At 61.3% G+C, this 20,075-nt stretch carries 13 protein-coding genes and 2 pseudogenes; 7 read left to right on the forward strand and 8 right to left on the reverse strand.

Features of this window, described 5'->3' with window-relative positions; all coding sequences use genetic code 11:
- Positions 1–166: 166 nt before the first annotated feature.
- The 7 genes and pseudogenes from EO139_RS09340 to EO139_RS09370 form a co-directional block, all read right to left on the reverse strand.
- On the reverse strand, positions 167–4,213 hold the full coding sequence (locus EO139_RS09340) for a hypothetical protein (RefSeq protein WP_196768837.1): 4,047 nt from the start codon (positions 4,211–4,213) through the stop codon (positions 167–169).
- Complete coding sequence (locus EO139_RS09345; RefSeq protein WP_065031343.1) at positions 4,200–6,518, reverse strand: hypothetical protein; 2,319 nt, start codon at positions 6,516–6,518, stop codon at positions 4,200–4,202. The genes EO139_RS09340 and EO139_RS09345 overlap by 14 nt, the downstream gene beginning before the upstream one ends.
- Positions 6,515–8,563, reverse strand: a complete 2,049-nt coding sequence (locus EO139_RS09350) for an AAA family ATPase (protein WP_065031342.1) — start codon at positions 8,561–8,563, stop codon at positions 6,515–6,517. The genes EO139_RS09345 and EO139_RS09350 overlap by 4 nt, the downstream gene beginning before the upstream one ends.
- Positions 8,560–9,090, reverse strand: coding sequence for a hypothetical protein (locus EO139_RS09355; RefSeq protein ID WP_065031341.1), 531 nt, complete (start codon positions 9,088–9,090; stop codon positions 8,560–8,562). Before EO139_RS09355 ends, EO139_RS09350 begins: the two co-directional genes overlap by 4 nt.
- A complete protein-coding gene (locus EO139_RS09360) occupies positions 9,090–10,373 on the reverse strand; it encodes an SIR2 family protein (RefSeq protein WP_206514016.1) in 1,284 nt (427 codons plus the stop codon). Before EO139_RS09360 ends, EO139_RS09355 begins: the two co-directional genes overlap by 1 nt.
- Before the next feature lie 175 nt (positions 10,374–10,548).
- Positions 10,549–11,073: pseudogene (locus EO139_RS09365) on the reverse strand (site-specific integrase); the annotation flags it as partial.
- Between the two features lie 180 nt (positions 11,074–11,253).
- On the reverse strand, positions 11,254–12,339 hold the full coding sequence (locus EO139_RS09370; RefSeq protein ID WP_065031339.1) for a site-specific integrase: 1,086 nt from the start codon (positions 12,337–12,339) through the stop codon (positions 11,254–11,256).
- A gap of 100 nt (positions 12,340–12,439) precedes the next feature.
- Between EO139_RS09370 and EO139_RS09375 the strand changes: the two genes are divergently transcribed.
- The 3 genes and pseudogenes from EO139_RS09375 to EO139_RS09385 form a co-directional block, all read left to right on the forward strand.
- Complete coding sequence (locus tag EO139_RS09375; protein WP_164737143.1) at positions 12,440–13,315, forward strand: DNA-binding protein; 876 nt, start codon at positions 12,440–12,442, stop codon at positions 13,313–13,315.
- A gap of 76 nt (positions 13,316–13,391) precedes the next feature.
- Positions 13,392–13,664 carry a BPSL0761 family protein gene (locus EO139_RS09380; protein ID WP_065031337.1) on the forward strand — a complete coding sequence of 91 codons (273 nt, stop codon included), beginning with the start codon at positions 13,392–13,394 and terminating at the stop codon, positions 13,662–13,664.
- Between the two features lie 445 nt (positions 13,665–14,109).
- A pseudogene (locus tag EO139_RS09385) lies at positions 14,110–14,976 on the forward strand (transposase); the annotation flags it as partial.
- Positions 14,977–14,996: 20 nt separating this feature from the next.
- Here EO139_RS09385 and EO139_RS09390 read toward each other — a convergent pair.
- On the reverse strand, positions 14,997–15,755 hold the full coding sequence (locus tag EO139_RS09390) for a hypothetical protein (protein WP_231110607.1): 759 nt from the start codon (positions 15,753–15,755) through the stop codon (positions 14,997–14,999).
- A gap of 120 nt (positions 15,756–15,875) precedes the next feature.
- On the opposite strand from EO139_RS09390, the gene EO139_RS09395 reads away from it, so the two are divergent.
- The 4 genes from EO139_RS09395 to EO139_RS09410 all read left to right on the forward strand — a co-directional run bounded on the left by EO139_RS09395 (position 15,876) and on the right by EO139_RS09410 (position 20,070).
- Entirely contained in the window at positions 15,876–16,226 is a 351-nt protein-coding gene (locus EO139_RS09395) for a helix-turn-helix transcriptional regulator (RefSeq protein ID WP_005996633.1), read from the forward strand.
- Positions 16,227–16,400: 174 nt separating this feature from the next.
- Positions 16,401–16,820 (forward strand): transcriptional regulator CopL, encoded by a 420-nt coding sequence (gene copL, locus EO139_RS09400; protein WP_081280532.1) that lies wholly within the window; start codon positions 16,401–16,403, stop codon positions 16,818–16,820.
- A 113-nt stretch (positions 16,821–16,933) separates the two neighbouring features.
- The gene (locus EO139_RS09405; RefSeq protein ID WP_065031434.1) at positions 16,934–18,802 is read left to right on the forward strand and encodes a copper resistance system multicopper oxidase; all 1,869 of its coding nucleotides are present in this window, start codon (positions 16,934–16,936) and stop codon (positions 18,800–18,802) included.
- Positions 18,799–20,070, forward strand: coding sequence for a copper resistance protein B (locus EO139_RS09410; RefSeq protein WP_065031433.1), 1,272 nt, complete (start codon positions 18,799–18,801; stop codon positions 20,068–20,070). Before EO139_RS09405 ends, EO139_RS09410 begins: the two co-directional genes overlap by 4 nt.
- Positions 20,071–20,075 lie beyond the last annotated feature (5 nt).

Below are 20,075 nucleotides of genomic sequence, written 5' to 3' on the forward strand. Positions count from 1 at the left end.
GAATCCGCACCCCGCTCAGGGGGAGGTGACTCTGGGGCGGAGCAGGGTAGAGATTAGGGAGATTTATCAGGGGTAGGCGGCGGTATCTGCCCTGAAGCTAGAGTGGATGGCATTACGGAGCGGCATATCTAGCGAAACCACTTCGGGAAGTTGGTACCGAAGCTCGTCAAGAGGCAATGCGGTCACCAAGTCGCGTTCGGACAGCCTCTCGCAGCCGAACCTCGCAAAGATCATCCAGAATGGATCCAGAGAGAGGTTCGGTCGCCGCCAGTAGTTGACGCCCAGGATGGCCGGGCTCCAGCAAATCAAGGATCCGGTCAGCAGTCACGCGGTCACGCCCGGCCATTGCGTTGGCCCCGACGAGCAGCAGAGCGCGTCGCTTATTCGAGTTGGCGATCCGTTCAAAGATTTTCAGAGCATCGTTCGCCGTAGCATGAGCCCCAACGAGGTGCGCCGCCGATGCCGCAACGATAGCTGGCGAATGCAGTAGAAAATCAGGAGTTAGGTATCCGACGACACTCAAGCTTAAGGAATCAGCGTCGGCCAGGGCATCAATGGCATCAAGCCGAATCCAGCGCGCTTCCGGAATGTTGATGAGACTCCAGATTTGCTGTTGGATTTCAGAGCTGCCGCAATTCGCGGCGACGATAAGGGCGTACTTGCTAAGCGCTCTGTCTGTCGTAGTATTCGCAAGATCGATAAGCGAATCGCCAATTGCATCGGATAGGGGGGTGTAATCGGCAAGGGCAACAACGGCGGCTCTCGCGATATCAAAGCTCGGGGGATCGTCGTAATATGCTGCGGCGCTCGACCAAGTGTCATGTATTAAAGTGAGCAGTGTGTTTAGGTGATCCGGGTGCGGCCGTTTCGCGAGTAGATCGGCTAATGCGCCGCGTACTCGGCTACCGGGGTCGGATGCCATTTCGAGGATTTCCGGTGGCAAAGGATTGGTGGATGCCTGTGATAGATGAAGCAGCGCCGCACGGCGCGCGTCGGCGCGCTGATGTCGTAGCGCTGCTTGAACGAGAGTGATATTGCCAATTGCAATCGCAGCCTCGGTCGCACTCACGGCATGCTTCTGGCAGCTGGCAATTTTCAGCCATTGAGCGATCGCATCCGATGCGTCGCCTTTGCTTGCAAGGATGACGGGTACAACCAGATCAAGCGCCTCCGCATCGAGCTGTGGTACGCAGCCTGTCAGGAGTATGAGCGCTAGACCATTGACCGCGCGGGCCTTCCGCTTCTTGGTGGGAAAGGCATCGAATACTTCCTTGAGTTGATCTGGAAGTGCGCCAACGACGGGGCTTAGCTTGGCGTGACTGCTTTCCCCCAGCCGCCGACGAGATTTCTGCATGGAAGTGAGCAGCTTGATTTGCCGATCAAGTTGCGTGCAATTCATTTGGAACGCCGTAATCAGCGCATTCGGCGCGACTTCCAGCGCTGTAAGCACAAGCTCGTTACGCAAATCGACCGAAGAGGGAACAGATGCGACATGCGCAATGAGCCCAGGCTCCAGTTCTGCAACCCAGTGCTTCCGCACCGCAGCCCAAACAGTTAGCTCGTTATCCATATCCTTGCTTGCTGCGACAATAGCCAAAAGCTCATCTCTATCCACTAGGTGGGAAGACATCACGAGCGCTTTCGACCAAGCGGGAACCAAATCAGCGACGCGCCGATGGTTGGCAAGGACCAACCAGCGACCCTCTGCGCGAAGCTGCTGGACATAGGCGTCGATGAAGACGCCGGATGTGTAACCGTCGCCTTCATGGCTAGATTGGGTGGCCTCTTCGACGGCATGATTCCGTTCGCCATCCTCGATCGCACGCCACGCCTCCCGGCCGCTCTGAAGATACTCGCGGTGGATGCTCGCGAGGTCGTCCAGCGCGGCCTGCAAAACGATCTCAAATCCATCTAGGTCGCGCACGGCGCCGGCCGCGACGGCGTCGGCGTTGAGCTCGAAGCCGTTGCCGACCATCTGGCGCGCGGCGTCGTGATAGGCGGAGGTCAAGTTGGGTGCGAAGCGATCGAGCCGTTTTGCGAATCCCGCTCCGTAATTCCCTCGGTCGAAGCCAAGCTGCTCACGAATAAATCGCTCTGCGACTTTGGCCGCGAACGGGCTCGCTGCGACGGCGTCGTACCAGGCATCGTCAAAGATCGTCGGTTGCCAGTCACGAACGAAGAAAGAAGCTCCCCGCTGCGTGCCTTTCAACAGCCACCTCGCGACGCGGCTCGGTATGGACTCATCGCTGCCCACCTCCGACGCCAACTCCAGCAAGGGCGCGAACTTGGAAGCCGGATCCATAAGGCTTTCGTCCAGCCAAGCATCGATCGCTTCCTTGCTGCCGGAGTCAATGTCGAAGGTCTGATCAACGTCCTCTCGGCGAGCAAACGAGCGCGTCACTTCAAAAATTCGGGCGGCGGTTTCCAAGCCCCAATCGCGATGCGCTGACGGCAACTGAGCGAGCGCTGCGATCAGAGCCTTGATCGCAGCCTCGCTCTGTCCCCAGTTCTCCTTGGCGAAGGCTTCAAAACCTTGTCGGACGCTAGGATGAGCAAAGGCGATGGTGCGGGCCGGCTGACGCAAATGGCGGGCCGCGATCATGCGGTCTGTAAGTCGATCCAAGCCGTCGCCGAGTGCACGATCCAGCCCGCGTAGCGCGCGTTGAAGAGGGTGGAGTCGGCTGCGGTCGAACTGACCTCTTGCCGCCAGCAGCGCCCAAACAATAGCTGAAGTGCCGCATGTGTCGATCGACGATAGCGCTCTGAGGACAACGCCTTCCACCGCATCGCGCTGCGCCAACTCGAGCAACCGGCGAAAGAAGATGTGGTTTTCCTCGCCGACATCGTGGCCGGTTTGCATGTGCGCAAAGTACAACTCGATCTCAAGCGGCGTGCTAAGCCTCTTGAGCACCTCACTGCGAAACGCATACGCTTTGGTCTGCAGGGCGGCCGTTAGCTGGTCCATGCGGTTGTCATGAATTTCGCGGAGTTGACCGTCCCGGTACTGGCCCGCATCCAACTCGACCGACCATGCGTTGAGGCTGTCGCCGACTTTGGCGCTCTGCATCATGTCGCTGCGGGAGGTGACGATGAACTGATGATCCGGCGTAGCCTTGGCAAGGAGGCGTGGCAATTGCTCGGTCCAAGCCTCGCTGCCCCCGCGTAGGCTGAATTGGCCCCATGGATCATCAACGTAGAAGAGTGTCGGTCCGTTATTGACGACCTTGCGCACGCTCGTCGGCGCATCGTCCGCCCCAATGGTGACGACCTCCAGCACAGCATTACGCCGTCGCGCGATATCGCACAGCTTGAGCGCTGCCTGCGTCTTGCCTGTGCCCGAAGGTCCCCGAATGACGACTGCGTTCTTGTCGTTCATGACCTTGAGCATCTCGTCAAAGTTCGCCGGGGGCACGAAATGCTCGAGGCTGGCGGAGCTGGCCAGGAATCCGCCGTGCGCCCGCACCATTGCCAGAAGGTCATCGCTCGTCCACAGACCGGGCGTGCTGCCTCGGGTCCGCCGCCTGGCTTCGAGACGGAGTTTTTGGAGGAGATTTAGTTGCTCGACCTTGGGAACGTGCAACAGGTCCGACATTAGCGCTCGGATATCGGATGCGAGATGTTTCTCGGTAAGCTTCCCCCAGATCGCGACACGGCCTTCGGGCGACGTTTTCAATGTCGTGTGCAGGCTCGGCGGAAAGCTTGCCTTGTCCGAGACCTCTTCGAAGCCTTCGACCAGCAGTCCACGTGCGACGCCTTTTGCGTCGGCATTAGTGACGAGCAGATAACGAGTATTCGGTTCGTCGAGATGATGAAGGGCGTTTCGGCGCCCACCTTTTTTTTCAGAGCCGTGCTTGAGCAGGGCTTCGAAATCCTCGATCGACCACGGCTCGCCGTTGTCCATTTTGACTTGGACGACAAGCTTGTACCCGCCTGCGACGGTTGCACTTGGTTGCAGGCGTCCCGGCTTGTGGGGCTCAAGATCCGCTTCCAAATCTTCTTCGTTCGCGGGCTCGAGCACAAGGCGCGTAGCCGACTTAGAAATGAGGAGAAGTTGCAGGGCCGCGAGGATTGAGACGTCGAGCTGATAGTCGAAACCCGCTTGAGCAGCTGCGGCGCCTCGTAGGGGACGCTTCGCATCCGCGCTATCTGTCAAGGGCGGGCCCGACTGGCTGGAGCTCAGCCGCTGCGCGTCTTCATGACTATTTGTCGACATCGTCGAACACCGAGCGCTTCGTGGGGACCGGAGTGAGAGCCGAAGCTTCCTCCTTTTTTTGCGTCACGATGTGCGTCCAATCCGCTTCGTCTTCTGAGCCTTCCTCCCGTTCGCGCTTGCGCTCCTCCAGTCCCTTGATTGACCGCTTCACCTGATCACGCGCGTCGTCGATCAGCGCTGTGGCGTCCGCGTCAACGCCGATCGTCTCAATGCGATCGAGTACACCAAGAAGCTTTTTGAAATGGTTGTCAGGCTCCTCGTCCAAGTCAGCGTCGGCGACGATCTCGTCGATCCGCTCTTCGATCGAGGGCAGCACGGTTGTTCGCAGTGCCAATCCCATGCCGACCAGTCTCAGCGGCGGTATGAGCGCCAGCATCTCTGGTTCGTCGAAGATGGATGAATCCAGGTTTGTGAGCACGGCCGATTCCAATGTGTCGGCGGCCTCCGAGCGCAGATCTTCCGATAACACACCGAGGTGATGGGCTCGGGCGTACGCGGCGATCTGGGGATTGTTGCCGGCGAGGTCGGTTTGCCAGCAGGACCGTCTAAGTAAATTTGGAAGCTGCTGCACCAATTTTGTGAACACGGGTCCGCTCGCCCGATAGGACAAGAAGTGGAATAGCATCCAGTTCCGGTGCCGTTCATCGGGGGTGTGGCCAAGCCGGGCGACCAGTGCGTCGTCGAGCGTCGTCGGAATGACAAGCGCGTCTCTAATGAGAGGCGAGCCCTCACACGTGAAACTGTTGAGAATGGTGTCGATCGTCGCGCCCCGTATGAGCGCTGCCATCATATGCGGCTTCTGGCGCAGGATCTCCGTCAGCGCGTCGGATATCGTCGGATGGGCGAAGGTCCACTTTGATCCGGAGAGCTTCAAGAACGAGCCTTTCAATTCAGCGAAACAATCCTGGATCTTGGTGAGGCTGTACGACGTCAGCTCCGCGACCGCCTGGGCAGCCCACACATCGTGGTCGCTAGGATCGAAGCCGGCTTGATGGACGTAAACCAAGATGAGCGCGGCTTGAAGCTGATCATCCAGGGCATTGACCGTATCGATCAAATGCTCTGTCGGCTCTTCCATGAAGCGAACTAGGGAGCTTTCACGAGGCGCGAGCCCCTTGGTGAAGTTCGGGTCACCAAGACGTTCGGCAATCCCAGGAAGAAAGTCGCGAACGGCGGCGACCGCGGTTAGGTGTGGCTTGATGCTTGATCGCCAACTCTGGCTCTGCTCACCGAAGTTCACATGGTTATAGAGGATCTGGGCTTTTTCTTCGAATGTCAGTTCGCCGAGATCGACAACGGCGCTGCCATCAGCGAATTGGGCCAGGTTGCGCTGTCCCAGCCGCCGCCGTGCCGCTTCATAGATATGCTTGCGGGAGGTCAGGAGGAAGCGGTTGCCGTGCTTGATTGCGGCTCGAAGCTTCGAGAAGGCCGACGCCCAGTCCTGCGCATAGTCGTCGCGTAGCACATTCGAGCCGAACGCGTCGTCGATCCAGAAGAAGCGGCCCGGATCGTTCGGATTCCATCCAGCCTCGAAATCGCGGGGACTGGTCAGAGCGAGAACGGTGTTATCCGGGTTTTCCGAAGCGATCGTCGAGACGATCGCGCCGATCGCTGATTTGCCGCTTGAGGGATTGCCCAACAGGAGCACTACGCCGTGGTTGGAAATGGCGTTGACGGCGTCGCGATGGGCCTTTGTGGGCACATAGGTGCGGAGCTTTGGAATCCAACTGTCAAGCAGCGCCCGGCTTTGCTCGCTTAGCCGCTCGTCCACGATCGAGGTGAGATCCCCCAAGCCGTAAACCTGCGGGACGAGGGCACGCAGCCGCGCGCTAGCTCTGATGACTCGGACGATATACTGGCGACCAAGAATGTGAGGCTTACGCACGCCGAGCGCTCGGAGCCTGGCGCGAATCGCAGCCGCCACAGGTGCATCTATGCTCATGTTCGTCATGAAGGCATAGGTGTCCGCCTGACCGGCTTTGACGAGTTCATCGACATTTTCAAGCTCGGGGGTGATATCGCTGAGCTTCAAGGCCCTCATGGCATCGGACGTATGCTTGCACTGGACCGTGCCTATGGGCGGTGCGTTCGTTCCCGAGGCGATGAGGAAGACCGCGTCCTGGCCGCCGTCATGCGCTTCACGGAAGATCTCTACGGGTCGGCCGAGTACGACTTCGCACACCTGCGAACAAAGATCCTGAAACGCGCGCCAGCCAATGGTGTGGAGCGCCAGATCGCTCCAGGGGCCGTGCGCTCGACGTTTGCGCGTTGCCGGAAGCTCGATTTGCCCGCTATCGGCCGTCATGCGGTGGCGACACCACGCAAAACTCCGACCGGCATCGGATTGATTTCCTGGTCGATGACAACGCTTGTGGCGCCGAGCAGTCCAAGGTCGATGTCGAGACGCCGGCCTCCCTCCGTAGAAGTGCTCACCAAGCGCCGGCACAGCAGATCGGCCAGCGCGGGGTCTTCGACGGCGCAGATTATCTGGCGCCCATCCAAGCGCAGAGCAGCGAGCACTTCGACCAGGTGAAGGGCCCTGAAATCGTCGATGTGCTGAACGGGGTCGTCGAGCAGAAGGGACCTGAGCGGTGTCCATGCCCGCGCAAGATGGACCGAGAGAAGGAAAGCGAGACCGGCAGCGCGACGTTGACCACTGCTGAAGACGAATTGCGGATTCAGCCCATCGCCCACCTTGAGGCTTAGGAAGCGTCGGACGTCACCACGGATGCTGTAGTCGATTGTCCGCCAGTCGGCGTGCGGTCGCAGGCGCTGATAGAGCTCGTTGAGCAGAGGGCTGATCTCAGCAAGGCGCTCATCTATGATTTCCGCGCTGACACGTCTCACAGAGCGTTCGATCTCGCGGGCTGCTGTGACGGCATTTTGCGACTGGCCAACCGAATGCGCCAGCTTATCGATTTCAGCGCGCAGCGCCGAGATGTTGCTCTCGATCGACGACATTCGCGACAGAGCTTGCGAGGCCTCCAGCACGAGTAGCGCGCGCTCGAGGTCGATCAACCGGTCGCGTTCTGAAGAAATGGCCTGCTCCAGCCCGTCAGGATCCTTGATGAAGCGGTGATCGAGCCCCCACTGATCGCAGAAATCCACATGCGCCGCTTCCGAGTCGCGCAGGCGCCGCACCTCGTCCGCATCCGCTTGGATCGCGACCGTAGCTGTCTGCAACGTGAGGCTGGGTCGCAGCGCGTTCTGTTTTGCGGAGGCGAGAGCATCGCGAGCGGCCTGAACGCCCGACGCCATTGATGTGATCCGTCGCCGCGCCGCAGCCAGGCCGGCGGCGAACTCGTCCGATGTTCGATGGGCTGCGCAAAGCGGGCAATGATCGTCGTGCAGCCCGAGGCGCTCGCCGTGTTCGATGAGGAAGCTCAGCGACGCCGCCATCACGTCCATCTCTTCTTCCCGCGAGAGACGTTGTTCGGCTTCAGAAAGGACTTGCCGTGCAGCCTCGTGCTCGCGCTGCGCTGCTTCATGCGCTGCCAATGCGGCCTTGCGTCTCGCCGCGGACTCGGGAGCGTTGTAGAGGGCCTGCGCCGCCGCGACCTCTCGACCGAGTTGAAGCGCTTCGCCCATCCGGCCCAATTTGGCTCGTCCGTTTGCGAGCGCGGTTCGACCTGCAGCCAGACGTGCCGTCAGCTCGATGGGCGCCTCCGGCGCCGCGGCAGCGATCACCTGGAGCGCGCCGGACACGTCCCCTGATCTGCTGAGCGCGGCTTGTGTCTCGGACTGCTGCGTCAGTCTGTCGGCCAGTCGCGAGCGGGCAGCCTCATAGGTGGCCTCGTCTTTAGTGTGCGCGGCTTCGGCGGCAGTCACGACTTCCTTGGCTCTACTACCGGCTTCCGACCCTTCCAATGGACCGAGCGCCGAGCGCACAAGATCAAATCGCTCCGTTTCGGTGAGATCCAGGCTGAGCGCGGCGATCCATTCGTCGCGGATGATCGACGTCCGGGTGAGCTGCCGAAGTGCGTCGTCTGGCGCAGGTCCGCGGCAAAGCGCGGACTGGATTTCCTCCGGTGAACGATCGGAGCCGCGTTCTCGCGTTCGCGTGATGGTGAACGGGTAGCCGCTGTCGTCAATGAAGGAGGCTGTCACGTAGTGGGCTTTTGGAACACCTTCGCCGCGCCACCAAAGGTAATCGCTGAGGCTCTCCTTCGCGGCCTTTTCGACGACGTACTTGTCGATGGATCCAGTGATCGCGAACTCGACCGCATCGCACAGCGTGCTTTTGCCCACGCCGTTGCGACCGGTGATGACAGTGAAGCCCCGTCCGAAACTGATCCGGACGAGATCCCTGAAGCCACGAAAGCCGCATACTTCTACGAAATCGAGCCTCATGACGTCGCCCCCAAGATGCGAGCGATCTCTGCTGGCGTGGTTTCGCTTAGGAAAGCGGTCACGGCATCCGGAGGGATGTCCTTCAGCCTGGTCCGCAGCCTCGTTTCGAAGTTGGAGGCGCCGAGTAGCGGCTTGGAGCGTATCGACAGCAGCGGTAGCAGCGCCTTCTCAACGTCACCAGGTGTATTGATGGAGGCCCTCGCGATTTTCCGAGTCAAAGAGAAATCTTCTTCGATGCGCTCGATCTCGCGCATTCGGCGCGCATCCTGATCCGGTGTCAGAAAGACCGAATAGACGTTCCATGCTTTCGCTCCGGCTCCGCGCAACGAAGCGGCATGCCGAGCGAGTGTGATTTTCTGGTTCTCCTCCCACGTGCCGAGGAGAGCATCTGCACTATCGAAGACGTGGACGAATCCCATCAGCGCCGCGCTTTCGAAACAGGCCACCGGGCGGGTCGAGCCAGTCCACGTCCAGGTCTCATACTGTGCGTCACGAAGGAGGATTTCGGCTTGGGTGAAGATGTCCATCAGATGCCCAACGCAGCTATTGCCCCAGGAAGGTCATACCATTCGCCCGCTGGGTCTGGACGAATGACGTTACCGGTGCGTCCGCTGCGCACGACATTGTCCGGCACGCCCAAGTCGGTCGCACCTACCGCGACAACAATGTCGGACTGCACAGCGGCAGGCGGCTCGACGAACTTCCCACGTAGCGTCCCGAGGATGCATTGCGCCCCGTTGAGGACCCGGATGCTCCGCCCGTTCAGATCATAACCATCGGCGCGTTGAACGGCGCCGGCCTGACGGAGCAGCAAGTGGAAGAAGCCAAGGGTTTCTGGATTTACCGGACGCAAGAGCTTCGCCGGCTCTGCCGCCGAGACGCCTTCGGCATCCCGCCTCAGACCATAGAGGGCTTCGCTGTCGAAATTTCCAACGTCTAGCCAAGCCGGGTCACACTGGGCTCCGGTAGCTTGCTCGAAGGCGGCTCGTCCGGCGTCCAGGACCTGACGGAGGTAGCTCGATGAGAAAGCTCGACGAAGCTCGTCAAGCGCCGCAGCTCCTGACTCTTGCACATGTTCGAACGTCACGTTTTGTGCGTGCGCGATCTCCCAGAGTTTCGGGGCCTTCTGCTCGAGCGCGTTTGTCGGCGAGAGGTCGATGACGGTCACGGACAACGGCTGCACGTCGATCAGCGCTTCGCCAATCACGGCATTGAGGTATTGCCAGTCAGACCAAAAGCCGACGACGAGCAGGTCCTTCTGCCGAAGGTTGGCAGCCATCCAGACTTTACTTCGCGCAATGCGCCCCGAGATGGTCGGATTATTGAGCTGTGAAGGTGCCCAGACTGTGGCTTGCCGATCCCGTTGGGAGCAGCCATGGAATTTCAACAAGGGTGCCTGGCGGACGGAATGGGACGTGGCCTCGTCTCCGTCGAGCGAGCTGCGGAAGTCCGCGCCGTAGTCCCAAGCGCGTCGCTCGATCAGCGTGTCGTAGTTGCTCGATATGCCGGCAACGGCGGCGCGGGTGATGAGAAAATCCGCGATCGCCGCATGCCCTGTATTCGAAGGCTGCACAAAAGCAGGCCAGGGCACAAGGTGTTCGATGAAGACCGATTGCAGAGTGTTGAGGCCTGCAAAGTGCTCGGCGAGTGCCTCCAGATTGTCCCGAAGACCAAGGTCGCAATTCGGATCAGATTCGAGACGGTATTTGTCGAAGCATCGCTCAGCAACCGTGCGGGCCGACGGCAGGCTGCTTGGGGGCGCCATCGAGAGTCCCGCACCGCAGACCACAAGAAGGCGACCAGCATTCATCGAGGCTAATAGCCGCGAGATTGTCTCAGGCGTCACGCACCCACCCCCGGCGCTAATAGAAATTCCATTTCCTCAGGACATCTAGCAGAGATCCCAAACCAATTGGTACCGCTAATCATCAGCTGACCCAGCATCGACGTCTATCCTAGCCACGGCAACCGACATTTTTTATCATTCATCTTAGAAGTCGTGCAGCGGGATTATCTTCTGCTGAGCCCGCTTGAAAATATCCAATCACGCTAGCCACCGCACGATGTTCGGTCATCGCCATAACTGCCGGCAAGGGAATGCCTTTCCTGCCTGCTTCGGTGACGAACCCGGACCGCAAGCTATGCGCCCCAAAGTCCCCCTCTAACCCCGCCAAGCGGGCCCGCCGCTTTACGATAGCAGCCACAGAGCCGGGTGGCAGGGCAGGGCCGACGCGCTCTTTCCAAATCCGTCGAAAAATCGCCCCTTCGTAGCTCCCCGCGACTTCCAGCCAAGCCGCAAGTGCCTCGGCGCTGCGTCCTAGGATTGGCTTGTCCGGCGTCGAGTCCGCTTTCACCCCAGCCTACTGAGTCTTCGAATACTCCAATCGATAGATGTAGCCGACCTCGCCGACCTTGCGCAGGTCGCGCATATCCGCAGCCGCGATCTCGCTGCGCCGACGACCGCCACTCGCGAATCCGAAGCAGAGCAGGGCACGGTCACGCAGGCCCTTCGCCTATGAAAGCGACGTGACCATGGATTACTCGCGGCGCGGAAGCATGTTTGCGGCAAGTGGTTTTGCTTTCTTCGAACCGTGGTGGCCCGCGGCAGCGGCTGAAGGAACGTGGGTAGATGTCTTGATTGCCTTCGTGCCACCGGGGTTGCGTAATACCGGTTCGGGCTGGGTGTCACGCTACGGATCTAACAGACGAGCGGCCGGATTATTCGATGCATCACCAGCATGGAAATAGCCGATCGCCTGGGCCACCGAACGATGCTCGGTCAGCGCCATGAGGGCAGGCAAGGCAACACCTTGGCGGCCGCCTTCGGTGATGAAGCCCGAGCGCAGGCTATGGCCGCCAAAGTCCCCGTTCAACCCAGCCTGCAACGCCCGCCGCTGCACGATCGCGGCTACCGCCTTAGGCGAAAGGGCCGGGCCTACGCGCTCGCCCCACAAGCGGCGAAAGATGGGACCTTCAGTGATCTCAGCCGCGCTTAACCATGCCGCTAGCGCGGTCCCTGCGCGGCCCAGCACTGGCTTGTCGGGTGTGGCAGTGGCGCTAGGGCCGGCCTGCTGAGTCTTGCTGTGCTCCAACCGATAGACGAAGGCGTCCTCGCCGACGCGGCGCAGGTCCTGCCAGTTAGCCGCCGCAATCTCACTGCGCCGGCGCCCGCCACTGGCAAAGCCAAACAGCAGCAGTGCCTTATCTCGAAGCCCCTCCAATGAGTCGTCGCAAGTAGCCAACATTGCCTCGAGCTCTGGGCGGGTGATGGCGGTCTTCTTGTGCGGTCGCTCGCCGCGTTTGACGGCCGCCCGACGGCCGCGCTTGAGGAGTTGGCGCACGGCGGGCGCTTCACACGGGTTAGCGGCTTTGTGCGCTTGGTGGGCGGCCGAGAGCACGGCTACGCGGTGCACGACTGTGGTGAGTTTGAATGCACCGGGCTTCTGCTTGAGGCCGGCGGCGACTAGGTACGCATCCAGTGTCGGCGGCAGTTCCCAGGTCAGCCCGGTCTTTCCGCGCCGGGTCAGGTGGTCGACCACGAACTGGACCACCGCCGGCTCAGGTACCGGCAACGTGATCGGCTGGCCAAAGCGGCCCTGGAACCAGGCCGCCCAGTAGCGCAGGGCGGTGGCATAGCTGCGGGTGGTATTGGCTGCAGCAGCTTCGGCCAGCAGTTCGCGCACGGCATCGGCGGCCTGTGCGGCGAGACGATCCGGAGCGAGTGTGGCGAGGGCGGGAACGCCGGGTACGAGTGTGTTAGATTTAACATGTCGCATGTATTTTATAATACGGAATAGGGCATCTACCGCCGATAACTATCTGTTATCGGACGTGGGTTGGCAATGGGGTAGGGCGTTCGTGTCGGAGGGCATCCAGATGGCCAGAGGAATCCAAGAAAACGAAGTGTTTGAGGCGGCCGATGCGTTGCTCGGCGCCGGCGAACGGCCGACCGTCGAACGCGTGCGCCTGCACCTGGGCCGCGGTTCGCCGAATACGATCGGGCCGTTGCTGGACGCGTGGTGGACTCAGCTCTCCCAGCGGCTCGAGCACCGGCTGGCGCTGCCGGAGGTTCCGGAGGATGTGGGCGTGGCCTTGGCCAAAGTGTGGGAATTGGCGTTAGCGGCCGGGCGTGGACAAGCAGACGCTGCGCTGGCGCCGGAGCGCGCCTTTCTGGCCAATGCCCAGGCCGAGATCGAAACCCGCGTGACCGCCGAGCGCGAGCGCATGGCCGCCATTGAGGCACAACGCCAGCAGGCGGTAGTTGCTGCTCAGATCGCTGAGGCGGCGTTGGCCGTCTGCGAGCAGCGAGCTGGCGAGCTCGCCGTACAGGTGGTCGCGCTGCAGCGGCAACTGGAGGAACTGAGCGGGCGCCGAGATGCCCTGGAAGCGCAGTTGCACAGCGCCCAATCCCGTCTGGAGCAGGAACGAAGCACGGCTGCGGGCGAACGCGAGACCCTGCAGACGCACCTGCGCCAGGTCGAGGACCGGGCTTACACCGAGATTGATCGGCTGCGTCAGGAAACCAAGGCGCAAAAAGCCCAACTGGCTACGCAGGCCCGCGAACATGTCGCGGCACTGCGCGAGGCCGATCAAGCCCGACGTGCGGCCGAACGGGCCCAGCATAGCGCCGAGCGTGAGAGTGCCGCAGCCCAGGCACGGGCCCAAGCGCTCGCACAACCACGGCCAGCCAAGGCGCGGCCTGCCATCAAGAAAGAGGCTGCTCGTGCCACGCGCAGGGTAGCCAAGCGGTAGGCTGCGCCCTCGCCGCTGGCACGCGGGCGGGGCTAAGCGCTACGCTAAGAATTCCTTAGCTTTGGTGAGTATTCGCATGACCCTGCCTGACGAGCGTACTCGCAACCTGCTGCAGGCCGGAGCATTTCTCAAGGAACTCGCCGGCAGCCAAGCCGTACCCAAGTCCGTGCGCGAGGAAGCCTATCGGCTGTTGCGTCACTACCCGACACTCAGTGATGTGGAAGCCATCGCCCAACATGAGGAGCGGTTGCGGGACCTCACACAGTCGGCGTTTGTGCGGCCTTACTTGACCTCGCAGTTCGAGCAGGACTGGTTCCGCAGTTACCCCAAAGGTCCTCATCGGATTTGAGCGACGGCACGTATCTTCGTAGGCAATCGCCTGCATCGTCAGCTCAACGGGCCTTCGCCCGCAACGAACGCCTGGATCAGCAACTGGCGACGTTGAACGTGTGACTGGAAGCGCAGGGGGCGACAGCACCAGCAGGAGCGCGGGGAATTTCGGAACCGGGTTGGCGCCACCGGAAAGCATGCGCTGGGCAAGGTCGATCAGGCCCGCCATTTACGTTAAGCGATCTGCCTCAGCAGCTGCGCGGGCCATAGAGCCCAAAACCCGTGACAGGCAGCGGCAAGCAAGGACGCCAAACGCCGGGCCACCTTCAATTGTTCGCCCCCCAGAGTGCGCGACTGGGAAAACCAGGCACTCATTACTGCGTTCCCGGAACTATAGACCCCCTTGACTGCGTTAAATGGATACTCAGAGTGCGTCGGTGGACCATCAAAGAGTGCGGTGCCCAGCCGTGAGTGAAGCCTTGCAGGACTTGGTCGCGCGCCTGGCTACGCGACTTCAAGAGGAAGCGGAGGCGATCCTCACCAGGGAGCGAGAGCGCCATGGGGCCGACCTTCAGCGTCAGCAACAAGCGCTTTCCACCGCCCAGCAGGAAGCCGCTGCTCTGGGCAGCCAACTGCAGCGCACTGAGACCAGCTTGCAGCAAGAGCAAGCCGCTCACGCCCTGCTTCAGCACAATCTGGGTGAGAAGGTCGCGGAAATCGCCCAGTTGAACGAGCGCATCGCCGGCATGACGGTGCGGCTGGCTGATCACGAGGCGCATGCGCGTTCTCTGGAGGACAAGCATGCTCATGCCCGGGAAGCACTGGAGCACTACCGCACTTCCACCAAAGAGCAGCGCGAGCAAGAGCTGCGCCGCCACGAGCATCAGGTCCAAGAGCTGCAAGTAGCCTTACGTCAGGCCAATGAAGCCTTAGGCGCGAAGAATCAGGAGCTGTTGGTGCTGAACCGCGACAATGGTCAATGGCTGGAGCGCCACGGGCGGATTGAGCGTGAGCTTGCCCAGTTGCGACAGGCCCACGAAGGCCAACACAGCGAGGTCGTGGCGTTGCGCCAGACCGCGACGGATCATTTGGCACTGCAGGAGCGTTGGAAGACTGACGCCAAGGCCTTGGATGCCATGCGCAGCGAGCTAGCTCAAGTCCAAGACGCGCTTGCGCGGGAGCGCGAGCGCCGCGAGAGCGCTGAAGCCGATGCCTTGCGTGCCAACGCACGTCTTGAAGCGCTAGAGCCCCTACTGAATCAACTGACGCCGGCACAAAATGCGGTGAAGAAAACTCGGCGCGGCCGTACGCAGGATGGAGGAGCCGACTAACGAGGCTGCTCGTTTGTCTGCTAGCGGCTGGGGTGGCGCTCACCTGTCCAGTACGCCCATTCCATAGGGACAACCCACTCTACAAACAGTTTGGCTACTGAGGACTCCGGTGCCAAATGATAGGGCTTGAACATGCCTTGCTCGGGCGAACTGGTCATCAGGTAGCGCAGGCGCTTCTGGACCTCCTGAAAGATGGCTTCCCGCACATGGGCGCTGTCGTGCACGCCAAGACGCATTGCCACCGACGCGCCTTGGCGTACCGCCGCCCAGCAACAGTAACGCCACCGCGCGATCGGCAAGCCCGGCGGCCCGGATTGAAAGACGAACCCCACATCGCGTGCCCAGCCTGGGTCGAAGTGATGTTTGAGCAATTGCTGCTCCAGAAACTGCTCGGTCTCCCAGAGTGCAAGTTCATCCCACAGCTCCAGTTTCGCGTCCGCCAGGTCTACATCGTGTGCCATATCGCCGAGTTGGTCTTCCAGCACCGGGAGCAGGTGCCTGCGCTCGTGGGTAGACCAGGCGAAAGCCCATTGCAGATCTTCGATGGGCGTGACCTCGGCATCGGGGCGGATCTGCCATCGATCCGCTGGCCAGGGAACTTGGATCAAGGCCAGGTCTCGCAGCGCGTCCAGCACCAGCAAGGTGGAGCGGCGTGTGGGCGCCACCGGTATGCGTCGTAGCTGCGCGGCTAACAGTGCGGCTAGGAAAAGGGTGCCACGAAGGCCCAACTCCTCGATGCTGGCGACCCCAGATGGCGTCATTGACGAGGTTCCGGGCATGCGGTTTCCGGGGATGAGGGAGCGGCGTGGCTCCTGGCGGTGGCGGCGCTACCGGTGTCGCCGGTTGCCTCAAGGCTAAGAATATCTTAGTATGCAAGGCAGGGTACATCCGCCATCCTTATGGGGTCTCCATGGGGTGCGCGCGTGACTTTGTCCGTCGACTCAACACCGACCTTCGCTCGACGCCTCAAACAAGCCCGCCTGCACACGGGTTTGTCGCAGAAGGAGTTGGGCATCCGGGCCGGTCTGGATCCTCACGTGGCCAGCCCCCGAATCAACCAGTACGAGCGTGGCAAGCACGAGCCCAAGCTGGAGACTGCTGAGCGGTTGGCTCAAGCGTTGGGGATCCCCGCCGCCTTCCTCTACACCGACGATGATCTGCTGGCCAAGCTGCTCCTGCGCTGGGGCTCGCTAAGCAAGCAGCAGAAGCGCGAGTTGGTGAAGCTGATCGAGGCCACACCCGAGAAGTAAACCGAACAAGCGCTCACCACAAGGGCAATTCTTCGCCTCAACCCGCCTTTTGGGCGCTCCTGGAGGGAGTCGCAGTGGCCGTGGCTAGTGCGACTGAGAAGTCGCGGCATCTCAGGCCTGCTTGAGATTTTGTTCACGACCGATACACACGCGCCTTGTCTAAAGTGATTTACCATGTCGCCCGTGTCAGCCTCCTCACTTCTACTGCGACTGTTCCTGATCGCCATGCTCGTGCTTAACGGCGCGTGGTCGGCGTTTGCCTCGGTCAGTATGAACCCGGTCATGGAAGAGCAGGCCAGCGAAGTGGCTGCCGCGGTGCAAGTCGATGAAGACTGCGTCGCCCATCACAGTGCTGAGCATCATCCCGATGCCACATCGATTGAAAAGGCTGGCACGGGGCATGGCGACCATGCCGGTCCCGACTGTTGCAAGTCTTCTGAGTGCCGGTGCGCCTGCGTACACGCGTGCGCGAGCGCACTTCCTGCGCGCCTGCATGTTTCGGTGCAACTGGCCTTGGGCCTGGATGTCATGCCGCTGCCCCTCGGGCATGCGGCACCTGCCTTGCCTCATCTGATCCGACCACCGATCGGCTAAGCGTCCCTAGGCGCCGCAATGGCGCCGTTGGTGTGGCTTGCATGCCTGTTTAGGCCAGCCGCCCGCTCTCTACCACCGCCCGCCGGTGGCAACACGACGCTTGGAGCATTTTCATGTCGCATGATGATTTTCGTGGTCCACACGGTGGACCGCTGCTGCCTTCGCGGCGGCGATTTGTCCAGGGCTTGGCCTTGGGAGGCGCAGTCGCAGGATTAGGTTTCTGGCCCAAAGCCAGTTGGGCGCTCAAGGGCCCGGGACAACCCAACGTACTATCGGGCACCGAGTTTGACCTGACCATTGGCGAGACGCCGATGAACTTCACCGGCAAGACCCGCACCGCGATCACGGTCAACGGGTCCGTTCCGGCGCCGTTGCTGCGTTGGCGGGAAGGCACCACGGTCAACCTGCGTGTCTCCAATGCATTGCCCGCTAACTCCCTCCATGGCACGGATACTTCCATCCATTGGCACGGCATCATTCTGCCGGCCAACATGGACGGCGTGCCGGGCCTGAGCTTTGACGGCATCGGACGTGGTGAGACCTACCACTATAGGTTCACCCTGCATCAGGGCGGAACCTACTGGTACCACAGCCACTCAGGTTTCCAGGAACAAGCTGGGCTTTATGGACCGATCGTGATCGATCCACTGGAGCCAGAGCCTTTCAGCTTCGATCGCGACTACGTCGTGATGCTGAGCGATTGGACAGACCTGGACCCGACGGCCCTGTTCGATCGTTTGAAGAAGATGCCGGGCCATGACAACTACTACAAGCGCACGGTCGGCGATTTCGCGCGCGATGTGAAGCGCAATGGTCTGTCGGCCACGTTGGAAGATCGCAAGATGTGGGGCGTGATGCGAATGACGCCCACGGATCTGTCCGACGTCAACGCCAACACCTACACCTACCTGATGAACGGCACGACCTCTCTGGGCAACTGGACCGGGTTGTTCCGCAGTGGCGAGAAGGTGCGTCTGCGTTTCATCAATGGCTCTGCCATGACGTACTTCGATGTGCGTATTCCGGGGTTGAAGATGACCGTGGTCGCGGCGGATGGCTTGTACGTCCATCCGGTTTCGGTCGACGAGTTCCGCATTGCAGTAGCAGAAACCTTCGATGTGATCGTGGAGCCCTCCGGGCAGGACGCATTCACCATCTTTGCCCAGGACTCCGGTCGCACCGGCTACGTCAGCGGCACGCTCGCCGTGCGCGAAGGACTACGCGCGCCTCTTCCGTCTGTGGATCCCCGGCCGCTGCTGACGATGGCAGACATGGGCATGGATCATGGATCGATGGATATGTCTGGCGGCAGCAAGGGCATGGAAGGCGGCTGTGGTGCAGCCATGGGCATGCCCGGCATGACCCCACCTGCCAGCGGCAATGAGGCCTCGGCCCATGCGGGTCACGCGATGCCCGCCGCCGGCGATGGTGCCATGGCCGGCATGCAGCATGGGGGCATGCAATCACACCCTGCCAGCGAGACCAACAATCCGCTGTTGGACAACCAAGCCATGAGCGTGACTTCGCGCTTGGACGATCCGGGCAATGGCCTGCGCGATAACGGCCGTCATGTACTGACGTATTCCATGCTCAAGAGCACCTTTGAAGACCCTGACGGACGCGACCCCGGTCGCGAGATCGAGCTGCATCTGACCGGACACATGGAGAAATTCTCCTGGGGTTTCAATGGTCAGAAGTTTTCCGATGTCGAGCCGCTACGGCTGAACTACGGCGAGCGCATGCGCATCGTATTGGTCAACGACACGATGATGACCCACCCGATCCATTTGCACGGCATGTGGAGCGATGTGGAAGACGATAGCGGCAACTTCATGGTGCGCAAGCACACGGTGGACATGCCGCCAGGCAGCCGACGTACGTATCGCGTGCGTGCCGATGCGTTGGGCAGCTGGGCGTTCCATTGCCACCTGCTCTATCACATGGAAGCCGGAATGATGCGCACGGTGAGGGTCGACGAATGAACATCAATAAACGCAATACCACCCTGACTGCGCTGACCCTGGCTATCTCGCTGGCCCTGGCCAATGCGGCCAGCGCCCAATCCATGCAGCACGGCTCCATGCCGATGGAGCAGGGCGCGCAGACCCAGGCTCAGGATCACTCTGCACATCAGGCGCCGACATCAAAGCCTGCGCCAGCCCCCAAACCTACAACACCGGCCAAGACCAGCGAAGCGACTATCGATCATGCGGCGATGGGCCATGCCGCGCCGCCGGCTCAAGCAGCCGAGCCTGCCATGCAGGGCATGGACCACTCGCAGATGGGGCACAGCTCGCCCGCGAGTACACCTGCAGCGCCCAAAGCGCAGACGCAGCCGATGCAGGGCATGGATCACAGTCAGATGGCACAGCCCGCTGCGTCCGACGCCTCCAGCACGTCCACGCCTGCGATGCAGGGGATGGACCATTCGCAGATGGGCCACGGTTCGCCCGCATCCGCTACGCCAGAAGCTGGCATGCAATCGATGGAGGGCATGGACCACAGTCAGATGGGACATGGGCCTGTCGCACCAACGCAGCCGCGCACCCCGATTCCTGCGGTGACCGAGGCTGATCGTCAGGCGGCCATCGCGCCCGCACACGCGCATCCGGTGCATGACAATTCGATCAAGAGCTACGTACTGCTCAATCGCCTGGAAGCCTGGGATGCCGATCCGGGCACCGGGCTGGGTTGGGAGGGTCAGGGTTGGATCGGTACGGACCTCAATCGCGTCTGGTTCCGCAGTGAAGGCGAACGCACAGATGGTCAGACCGAGTCGGCTGATCTGGAAGTGCTCTACGGCCGCAGTATCTCCACGTGGTGGGATGTGGTGGCCGGTGTGCGCCATGACTTCAAGCCGGGGGCTTCGCAGAACTTCGCCGCTATCGGCGTACAGGGCTTGGCACCGATGAAGTTCGAAGTATCCGCCACAGCCTATCTCGGCGAAGGCGGCCAGACTGCTGCCAATGTCGAGGCCGAGTACGAACTGCTGCTGACCAATCGGCTGATCCTGCAGCCGCTGGTGGAGGTCACGGCGTATGGCAAGAACGATCCATTGCGCGGAATAGGTTCGGGTCTGAGTACCGCTGAGGCGGGCCTGCGACTTCGTTATGAGTTCACCCGAAAGTTCGCTCCCTACATCGGCGTGGTGTACGAGCGTGCGTTTGGCAATACCGCAGACATGCGACGCGAGCATGGCGAGTCTTTTGAAGACACGCGCTTGGTCATCGGCCTTCGTACCTGGTTCTAAGGGGA

Origin of the sequence: Xanthomonas sp. BRIP62411 (assembly GCF_003993525.1) — a bacterium.
GTDB classification, from domain to species: Bacteria; Pseudomonadota; Gammaproteobacteria; order Xanthomonadales; family Xanthomonadaceae; genus Xanthomonas; species Xanthomonas euroxanthea.